6 protein-coding genes are annotated in these 6,721 nt (G+C 44.5%); 3 read left to right on the top strand and 3 right to left on the bottom strand.

What is annotated here, in order from left to right:
* Positions 1-434 precede the first annotated feature (434 nt).
* The 3 genes from ACE1AQ_RS03805 to ACE1AQ_RS03795 form a co-directional block, all read right to left on the bottom strand.
* A complete protein-coding gene (locus ACE1AQ_RS03805) occupies positions 435-944 on the bottom strand; it encodes a tetratricopeptide repeat protein (RefSeq protein WP_110544002.1) in 510 nt (169 codons plus the stop codon).
* A 108-nt stretch (positions 945-1,052) separates the two neighbouring features.
* The gene (locus ACE1AQ_RS03800; protein ID WP_008199954.1) at positions 1,053-1,565 is read right to left on the bottom strand and encodes a hypothetical protein; all 513 of its coding nucleotides are present in this window, start codon (positions 1,563-1,565) and stop codon (positions 1,053-1,055) included.
* A 595-nt stretch (positions 1,566-2,160) separates the two neighbouring features.
* A complete protein-coding gene (locus ACE1AQ_RS03795) occupies positions 2,161-2,646 on the bottom strand; it encodes an allophycocyanin subunit alpha-B (protein WP_008199947.1) in 486 nt (161 codons plus the stop codon).
* Positions 2,647-2,879: 233 nt separating this feature from the next.
* On the opposite strand from ACE1AQ_RS03795, the gene ACE1AQ_RS03790 reads away from it, so the two are divergent.
* The 3 genes from ACE1AQ_RS03790 (at position 2,880) to groL (ending at position 6,144) form a co-directional block, all read left to right on the top strand.
* Positions 2,880-3,665 (top strand): slipin family protein, encoded by a 786-nt coding sequence (locus tag ACE1AQ_RS03790; protein WP_008199944.1) that lies wholly within the window; start codon positions 2,880-2,882, stop codon positions 3,663-3,665.
* Positions 3,666-4,160: 495 nt separating this feature from the next.
* Positions 4,161-4,472 (top strand): co-chaperone GroES, encoded by a 312-nt coding sequence (gene groES, locus ACE1AQ_RS03785; RefSeq protein WP_002737272.1) that lies wholly within the window; start codon positions 4,161-4,163, stop codon positions 4,470-4,472.
* A 46-nt stretch (positions 4,473-4,518) separates the two neighbouring features.
* Positions 4,519-6,144 carry a chaperonin GroEL gene (groL, locus tag ACE1AQ_RS03780; protein WP_002804201.1) on the top strand — a complete coding sequence of 542 codons (1,626 nt, stop codon included), beginning with the start codon at positions 4,519-4,521 and terminating at the stop codon, positions 6,142-6,144.
* Positions 6,145-6,721: the final 577 nt, after the last annotated feature.

The raw sequence follows: 6,721 nt of genomic DNA, 5'->3' as shown, positions 1-6,721 counted from the left end.
CTAGGTTCTGTGTGATAAGTTTAATTGACATAGGATCGATCGATCTTTGTGTCCTTTGTGTCTTTGTGGTTCGTTCCACCCCCTCGCTCTTGAGAAATGTATCTTAGAATACATTTTACCCACCAAAGCTGGGAGAGCCGCTGCCCGCAAATTTAAATTGCTTGTTGAGATGAGGCACTCTTGCAAGAGGCAAGAATCCCCCCGATGTCGGGGGGGTTGGGGGGGCGGGGGAGATTCAGCTAATCTAAGGATAGGCGTTTAGAATGCGTCCTAGCTTATTGGGGCAGCGCCATCCCTAGGCAAACGGGCTAATTTACCGAAGAAACGCCGCAGTAATGCCCAAGCAATGCCGATAATTGCGCCAAGTCAAGAAATAAAAAATTCTCGATATTGTCTTTTAGTTCCCCCAGCTTCGATAATTAATTCTTTTTTCATTACTTTTTAGGTTCTGGGGTTTGCTGTTGGGAAGCTGCCGCAATCGCTTGATTTAAGCGAGTTAATTCTTCTTTAAATTTTGGTTCTTGGGGATAGTCTTTGACTAATTTTTCTAGGAGACTTTTCGCCCCAGAAACGTCTTGAGTTTGTAATCTTGTTCCATAAAGAACCAGCATAACTTCCAGATTGTCGGGATATTTTTGATATAACTTTTCTAAAGGTTCTCTGGCTCCGATAAAATCTTTTAACTGTAGGCGAGCTTCCGCCAGTCCTTGCAAAGCAGTGGGGTTATCCGGTTCACGTTCGAGAATTTTCTCGTAACCTTTGACCATTGCTGCTAATTTTTCGGGAGGAATAGTTGCCTCTTGCCCGGGTTGATTGCCTTGGGTAGAATTAGAATTATTATTTTTCAGTAAACCTAAAGTTGGCACCACCATTAAAGCCAGAAATACTAAACCAGAGGAAACAATTAAGACTCGTTTGAGCGTATCGTTATTTTTTTTTGGCATACTTTTTAACAATTAGAGATAAGCAATTTTGTAGGGTGCGTGTTGGCGGCGATAACCTTGGCATGAAAAACCAAAATTAGTAATCCGCACCCCACGCACCAGATAAGATTAATCAGTAGTAACTCGATGAAATTCTTGACCCCAAAGATTATAAGCCCAAATGCCCAAGCCAAAACTACCTAAGCAGAGGATGGTGATCATCAGGAAAACTTGCCACCTATTGTAACCTGCTTCCTGAAGTTCTAGACGACCGAGGATAGTAGCAGCTAATAGGATTAACACTCGACTAAATACCGCCCACTTGTGGAAGATAAAGACTACCGCCAAAGACCAGCCGAGAATTGATAATACAGCGCTAATATCGTTTTTAAACCAACTGCGGAAAAATAGCGGCATTAAGTGACTAAACAAAGTTAATCCTAGGGCAATTGAGAGGATAACCCCCACCGCTAGGGTATAGATGATGATTTCTAGCCATTCGCTAGTGAGAGTCCAATTCATTTCATCACCGCGGACAACTAACCAATCACTCCATGATAAACGCTCATGGGCGATCGACCAGCCAAACACCCCATAGACCGATGGAATCAGAAAAGTAAGTAGTATAATGCGCCAAAACATAATCAGTTATCAGTTATCAGTTATCAGTTATCAGTTATCAGTTTTGAGTATTAAGTGAGCAGTAAGTAGTCATGCAAAATTAATTTCCCAGTCGAGACAGGAGACAGGAGACAGGAGACAGGAGACGGGATCAGATTTGAGTTTTTAGTTCACTGTTTACTGATCACAGCAAAAAGCTGACGGAGTAACTGCTGACGGTTTGGATGTGTAATTAATTTTGCTTAGGTACTTATGTATTAAGCAAGCAGTATTAAATGGCAGTTTCCTACTTTCTTTTCACTGTTTACTGATTACTGATTACTGTTTACTGATCACTGAAAATGGCAGTTTCCTACTGTCTTTTCACTGTTTACTGATTACTGTTTACTGATCACTGATCACTGAAAATGGCAGTTTCCTACTTTCTTTTCACTGTTTACTGATTACTGTTTACTGATCACTGATCACTGAAAATGGCAGTTTCCTACTGTCTTTTCACTGTTTACTGATTACTGATTACTGTTTACTGATCACTGAAAAAAGTCAAGCCTGAACCCTGAAAGAGGGGAAAATTGCCCCTTTTCAGACTTCAGACCCTTGGGATTGTCCCGATCGCTTAGGACATATACTGGATGATAAAGTCGAAGTAGGGAGCTGCTTCCACGGCATCCTCTTGAGTCAAAAGAGCTAAAGCGGCCTCTTTGAGACAACGAATCGCCTCCACCATGCCGGGGACGGGAACATTAAGAGAGTTATACATCTCTTTGACCCCGATCAGGCCGGTTTGTTCGATCGGTCCTTTATCTCCGGCTAATACCCCATAGGTAACTAGACGCAGATACCAACCATAATCGCGCAAGCATTGATTATATTGACGCTGACCGTAGGCATTACCCCCCGGCGCTCTATAATCGGGACGTTTCTTGAACAGTTGTTTTTGAGCCTGATCGACGATTTTTTTCTCATTTTCAGCGAGAGTCTCGGCAATGCGAATTCTCTGCTCACCGGTTTTTAAAAATTGCCCGATACCCTGTAGTTCACCACTACTAGGATAACGAAGTTCGTCGTCGGCTTTGAGGATGACTTGGCTAACTACGCTCATAATATCAAGGTAAATTCTGATAACATTCTGTAGTTTATCTCAGGTCGGGGTCTGGAAGTCGAGTCATCTCTGCTGGTTAGGCAATTCCTAAAAATCTGTAATATTTCGTCATGAGTTTCCCCGACAGCCCGGTTAATCTCTAGAATGAATGTATTAGTGGTCAGGAGCGAGGAGATTGTCCTTGAGATCTCACCGCGCACCGATTAACTTGAACCCGATAACTGGTAATTAATATGGAATTTTTAGCACCCTTGCTGTTGATAGCCGGCATTCTGGGGTTAAATGGCTTTAAAATCGATCGAGAATACCAGCGTGGTGTTATCTTTCGCCTAGGACGTTATCAAGACACCAAAGGCCCCGGACTGTACTGGATCATTCCCCTAGTTGACCAAAAAATGCAGCTGGATATTCGCACCAAAACCGTTGATATTGCCCCGCAAGAAACTGTCACCGCCGATAATGTCACAATTAAGGTTAATGCGGTTCTCTACTATCGCATTATCGACCCTAGCAAAGCGATTAATAAAGTCGAATCCTATCCCGCGGCCGTTTATCAAGCGGCCATGACCACTTTAAGAAATGTAGTTGGTCAAAATCATCTCGATGATGTCTTGCAAAAACGAGACAAAATTAACCATGCAGTCCAACAAATTGTCGATGAAATTAGCGAACCCTGGGGCATCGATATCGAACGGGTGGAGATGAAAGATGTGGAAATTCCCACCGGTATGCAGCGGGCCATGGCCAAGGAAGCGGAAGCATTGCGAGAAAAACGCGCCCGTTTGATTAAAGCTGCCGCAGAACAGGAAGCCTCCCTAAAATTAGCGGAAGCTTCCCGATTAATCATGGAAAATCCCGCCGCTTTGGAATTACGCCGCCTACAAATGTTAACGGAAATTGGAGCGGAAAATAACACCAGTACCGTGATTATGCTCCCCTCCGATATCTTAAATCTCGCTCAAAAATTAACCGAAAAACCATCACAAAATGGCTCAATTGTCAATAGCCAAAAAGGTTAATTTTTAATAATAAAGATTGGTTGTGTTGGTCTCTTTGCTAGAACACCGATTCAGTAATAGCTCACTGAGTAAAAATACTTGGTTTAAATTGAAAAACCAAAATTAATCTGGATGTCCCAGAGCCAAGTTTATTGGCGTAAATTTTACGCCAATAAACTTCTAATTCCTTTCATGAATTAATCAATTTATTGTCAAGAGAAGTGGGAGCAAGATAGTTGACTTAAAAGGTGCTATGTTAGCTCACTTTCTCCTCGTGGTGTATCCCCATTCGAGCTAAAATATGAAGGTTATGGACAACCGCACTCCGACGCAAAAGGAAAACTTTGTACCTCACCATTAAGATAACTGCTATGGCTTAACACCATAGTTCGGAAACCCGTACCGATCGAGCCGTTGTCAGGGGTCCTTGTATTTCGGTAAATTAGCACTCGGAAGGTAAGAGTGCTAATCTGGAAAAAGCACTTACCCAAATACAAGACAAACGGAGGATATTCCATGGCTGCAGTCAGCATCAACGTAACAACTGTTAAACCCCTAGGCGATCGAGTTTTCGTCAAAGTTAGCCCCAGCGAAGAAAAAACCGCCGGTGGTATTTTCCTTCCCGATGCCGCTAAAGAAAAACCCCAAATCGGGGAAGTCGTGGCCGTCGGCCCCGGCAAACGCAACGATGACGGTAGCCGGACCCCCGTAGAAGTAGGTGTGGGTGACAAAGTTCTCTACTCCAAATATGCCGGAACCGATATCAAACTTGGTGGCGAAGAATTCGTTCTCCTCTCCGAAAAAGACATTCTCGCCGCCGTTTCCTAATCATCTACCCTTGAAAACCCCTATTTTGCACGAATAACGATACATTATGGCTAAATCTATTATCTACAACGAAGATGCCCGTCGCGCCTTAGAAAAAGGCATGGATCTTCTGGCCGAAGCGGTAGCTGTCACCCTTGGCCCCAAAGGTCGTAACGTCGTCCTCGAAAAGAAATTTGGCGCGCCCCAAATCGTCAATGATGGTATCACCATCGCTAAAGAAATCGAACTGGAAGACCATATCGAGAACACCGGTGTGGCTTTAATTCGCCAAGCCGCCTCAAAAACCAACGATGTAGCGGGTGATGGTACTACTACCGCCACCGTTCTCGCCCATGCTATCGTTAAAGAAGGTTTACGCAACGTCGCCGCCGGTGCTAACCCGATTTCTCTGAAAAAAGGTATCGATAAGGCTGCCGATTTCCTCGTCAGTCAAATCGCCAAACACGCGAAACCCGTAGAAGACTCCAAAGCGATCGCACAAGTGGGCGCTATCTCTGCCGGTAACGATGATGAAGTCGGTCAAATGATCGCCTCGGCCATGGATAAAGTCGGTAAAGAAGGCGTAATTTCCCTAGAAGAAGGGAAATCGATGACCACCGAACTAGAAATCACCGAAGGGATGCGTTTTGACAAAGGTTATATCTCTCCCTACTTTGTCACCGACACCGAGCGCATGGAATGCGTTTTTGAGGATCCCGCTATTCTGATTACCGACAAAAAAATCGGTTTAGTACAGGATTTGGTTCCCATTCTCGAACAAGTTGCCCGTCAAGGCAAACCCCTAGTAATTATCGCCGAAGACATCGAAAAAGAAGCTTTGGCAACCCTGGTGGTTAACCGTCTGCGCGGTGTTCTTAACGTCACTGCGGTGAAAGCTCCCGGATTTGGCGATCGCAGAAAAGCGATGTTAGAAGATATCGCCGTCTTAACTGGTGGTCAAGTAATCAGCGAAGATGCGGGTTTAAAACTGGAAACCACTAAAATTGACAGCTTAGGTACGGCCCGCCGTATCACCATGAACAAAGATACCACCACCATCGTCGCCGAAGGAAACGACGTGGCAGTGAAAACCCGTTGTGAGCAAATTCGCCGTCAAATCGAGGAAACCGATTCTTCCTACGATAAAGAAAAACTGCAAGAACGTCTGGCTAAATTAGCCGGCGGTGTGGCAGTGATTAAAGTCGGTGCCGCTACGGAAACGGAAATGAAAGACCGCAAATTGCGCCTAGAAGACGCAATTAACGCCACTAAAGCAGCCGTAGAAGAAGGTATCGTCCCCGGGGGTGGTACTACTTTAGCTCACCTGGCTCCCCAATTGGAAACCTGGGCTAAAGAAACCCTACACCATGAAGAATTAACCGGTGCTTTAATCGTTTCTCGCGCCATTGCTGCCCCCTTAAAACGGATCGCTGAAAATGCCGGCCAAAACGGTGCAGTTATTGCCGAACGGGTGAAAGAGAAGCCCTTTAATGTCGGTTATAATGCCGCTACCGGTGAGTTCTCCGATATGTTTGAGGCGGGTATCGTTGACCCTGCGAAAGTGACTCGTTCTGCCCTACAAAATGCCGCTTCTATCGCCGGTATGGTTTTAACTACCGAGTGTATTGTGGTGGATAAACCGGAAAAAGAAAAATCCGCTCCTCCCGCCGGCGGTGGTGACTTCGACTATTAATAATTAGTCTGTTTTTTCTGGACTCGATCACTTAAATGCGATCGAGTTTTTTTTGATGAAAAAACATCTTTTTGCATGAGTACATGAGTAGAAAACGGGTTTCTCGGAGAAACCCGTTTTCTGTGCGTTACTCAGAGGGGCGAAGCATTCGGGCAATAACCTATCGGTGAAACTGGAGATTTTCTATCCGAATGCTTCGCCCGTACTTTTTGCCGCAAACCCTACTTATGAGGAAAGGCAAAAGGGGCAATAGATAATCAGCTTTTAATAACCGTATTTAGAGGATTTATGTCGGGTTTCGTTGCCTCAACCCGACCTACGAATTTACTATACTAATTTTTCCGTGATATTTGTCAGGATAATTTCTAGGGAATCGGTAACGGGGGATTGACTCATGAATTTCCGGGAACATTCGATCGCCTAGTAATATTGTAGCTGTAGCGACTGTCTTGATTGTCAAGGGGTAACTCAAAAAACAATCAAGGAGTTGCTGTCGAACCTAAAATCTCAAGCCAGAAAAAAGCGCAGCAAAAACTAAGTCGCTCAGGTTAAACCAAAGCAAGCGCAACCCTTGATC

It is taken from the genome of Microcystis sp. BLCC-F209 (genome assembly GCF_041928595.1).
In the GTDB taxonomy this organism is placed as follows: domain Bacteria; phylum Cyanobacteriota; class Cyanobacteriia; order Cyanobacteriales; family Microcystaceae; genus Microcystis.
Note: the sequence above shows the minus strand (reverse complement) of the source record. Positions and strands in the feature narration are given on the sequence as shown.

What these genes read in the sequence shown, in the direction of transcription:
- ACE1AQ_RS03805 (WP_110544002.1), bottom strand. Translation starts at nt 944, where the DNA reads ATGCCAAAAAAAAATAACGATACGCTCAAACGAGTCTTAATTGTTTCC.
- ACE1AQ_RS03800 (WP_008199954.1), bottom strand. Translation starts at nt 1,565, where the DNA reads ATGTTTTGGCGCATTATACTACTTACTTTTCTGATTCCATCGGTCTAT.
- ACE1AQ_RS03795 (WP_008199947.1), bottom strand. Translation starts at nt 2,646, where the DNA reads ATGAGCGTAGTTAGCCAAGTCATCCTCAAAGCCGACGACGAACTTCGT.
- ACE1AQ_RS03790 (WP_008199944.1), top strand. Translation starts at nt 2,880, where the DNA reads ATGGAATTTTTAGCACCCTTGCTGTTGATAGCCGGCATTCTGGGGTTA.
- groES (WP_002737272.1), top strand. Translation starts at nt 4,161, where the DNA reads ATGGCTGCAGTCAGCATCAACGTAACAACTGTTAAACCCCTAGGCGAT.
- groL (WP_002804201.1), top strand. Translation starts at nt 4,519, where the DNA reads ATGGCTAAATCTATTATCTACAACGAAGATGCCCGTCGCGCCTTAGAA.